This is a genomic window from Kitasatospora sp. NPDC086801 (genome assembly GCF_044745805.1).
Classification (GTDB): Bacteria; Actinomycetota; Actinomycetes; order Streptomycetales; family Streptomycetaceae; genus Kitasatospora.
Genome location: NZ_JBIVAX010000098.1, coordinates 1 through 2,560, shown reverse-complemented (window position 1 = coordinate 2,560; position 2,560 = coordinate 1). Strand labels below are relative to the sequence as shown.

The following is a 2,560-nucleotide window of genomic DNA, read 5'->3' as shown; positions in this document are numbered from 1 at the left end:
CAGTCGGGTAGGTGCGGCGCATTACTGCGCCGCACCCCCCTCAGAACCGTGCAAGCAGCTGTTCACCGCACACGGCTCAAGCAAGCCCCATGGGCTCGCGGGCAGGCGAAGGTGCTGGACTCGTCAACGCGGCGGCTCCGCTCCGCCGTTGACATTGGGTGTGGAGAAGACGGATTCGTTGATCGCCCGGCGTGCTTCCGCCCAGGAACGCGACGTACTGCTTGGAGATCGCCTTCCGGATGACGGCCCGCCATACCTCCCATTCCTGGGGGCTTCGCGGCGGGTGGTCGGCGTGCAGCAGGAGCCCTCCGCAGACCGGGCAGCGACCGTGCTGGGCCTGAAGCAGGCGCACGGTCATGCCGTCGACCGGCGGAGGGGGTCCCTTGCGACGCCGCTCGGCCCAGTACGACTCCAGGGCGGGGTCGTCCGGGGACGCCCTGCCCTTGACCAGCTGGTGCCGGACGATCTTCGTCCAGGAGAACTTGAGGAGGTAGGCGCCGCTGTCGCGGTCGCCGAACACCCACCGGTCCTGCCTGGCCTTGTTGAACCTGCCGAAGTACTTGCTGGAGACCCAGTGCTTCGGCTTGTTCGGGTGGCTGTGCTTGGCCCACTTGTAGGCGAGCTTCCACATGTAGTTGTCCAGCGCCGTGAAGATCTCGCTGGACACCACCGTCCGGTAGTAGGCCGACCAGCCCCGCACGATGGGGTTGATCTTCTTGAGCACAGCCGCAGCGTTGGCCCCTCGCAGGGCCAGCATCTCGGCGTGCAGCCGTTCCCGGATCCGTCGTTGTGCCGCTGTGCTCGGCTTGATCAGCAGTTTGCCGTGATACCGGCGGACGTTGAACCCCAAGAAATCGAACCCGACCTCCGCGTGGACGATGCGTGTCTTGTCCTCGTGGAAAGCGAGCCCCCTGGGCGTCAGCCATGCGGCCAGCCGTTCCTTGACCTGTTCGGCCTGCTCACGACTGGTGCACATCGCGACAAAATCGTCTGCGTACCGCACCAGCACGGGACTTCCGCTCTGTGCACTGCCGGCGTCTCGGCCGGCGGTGTAGTAGCGGACCCCTGCGGCTTCCTCCATCCCGTGCAGGGCCACGTTGAAGAGCAACGGGCTGATCACCCCGCCCTGCGGAGTTCCCTCCTCGGTCGGGGCGAACCGACCTCGATCCACGACCCCGGCCTTGAGCCACTGCCGGACCAGTCCCCGGGCGGGGAAGGTGCCGAGCGCGGCCAGCAGCCGGTCGTGGTCGATACGGTCGAACGCCGCCGTCAGGTCCGCGTCGAGCATCCACACACGCTGCGGGTTCTTCCCGTTCAGCGTGGAGTAGATGGCGCCGATCGCGTCGTGACAGCCGCGGCCGGGCCGGAAGCCGTACGACTTCGGCTCGAACCGCGCTTCCCACTCGGGTTCCAGTGCGCCCAGTGCCACAGCCTGAAGGCACCGATCGACGATCACGGGAATCCCGAGGCCGCGCTTCTTCGCCGTCCCCGGTTTGGGGATGAACACCCGCTTGACGGGCTGGGGAGTCCAGGGCCGGGCCTGGTGCTGGACCCAGTGGGCCAGCGCGGCCTTTGACTGGGGAAACAGCACCACCTTCCCATCGACTCCCGCCGTCGCACGCCCAGCGTTGATCTCCGTGACCCGCCGCACGCTCAGGAGCGTGTTCGACCGGGACCGGAGCATCAGCTTCTGCAAGTTGCGGACCTTCTTGAGGTCCCCTGCCTGCGATGCCGTGAAGATTCTCTGCCGCAGACGCCGTACGTCCTCCTCGGCCCGGCGCCAGTCGATCGACGCCCAGTCCAGATTTTCGCCCTCGGGTCCGTTCACCGTCGCGGCGGCGACCGGGACGGCCGGGACCGCTCCGTCCACCTCCGTCATGGTGTCCAACTTGCCCCTCGGTTCCGTCGTCGTTGTCCAGTGAGTCCGCACAGGCTCACCCGGCCCACGTCAGCACCCTTTCGGGTCCGGGCAGCGCGCCCGTATCCGGACGGTTATGCGGGGCGACCGGCGGAGAGGCCGATCATGCTGCCCCGGGTTCCCGCTTCCTTTCGGCTTCCGGCATTGGCTTCTTGGGCCATCCTGTTCCCGCTGGGGAGTTGAGCCTTCCTCACGGTCGGCCGACCGGGCCACGACGGCCCGGACCCCAACGGGGTTTCCACGTTCCACACGAGTGAGATACGACCGGGGTGGGTGCTCCCTTTACCCCGAGGCGGCGGTGTCCACCTGGCCGGAGTGACCTCTACCGGCCAGCGCCTGCCGCTTCTCAGCGGCCAGCCATGCACCCCGCTGGTACTTTCCATCGGCGGGGCTTGGGATCACGAGGCATCAACGAGAGTTCACTTGCGTTCACCCGTCCGGTCTTCCCCTTGCCGGTAACTCCCGGATGGAACGGGAGTCCTTGGGCTTTCCCCTGAGCTTCGCACCACGCCGTTACCGTCGTCGCACGTCAAGGGCGGGGACGGGTCATACGGACACAGACCCGTGACTGCACCTACGGCCTCATCAGCCGCCCCTCCAATCGGTCAGTCCACTCAAACTCGTGCAACTTCGTGTCGCACG

1 protein-coding gene is annotated in these 2,560 nt (G+C 67.1%); it reads right to left on the bottom strand.

The window, feature by feature from the left end; all coding sequences use genetic code 11:
* Nucleotides 1-76: 76 nt before the first annotated feature.
* Nucleotides 77-1,879 carry a group II intron reverse transcriptase/maturase gene (ltrA, locus tag ACIPLC_RS38105; protein ID WP_400477650.1) on the bottom strand — a complete coding sequence of 601 codons (1,803 nt, stop codon included), beginning with the start codon at nt 1,877-1,879 and terminating at the stop codon, nt 77-79.
* Nucleotides 1,880-2,560 lie beyond the last annotated feature (681 nt).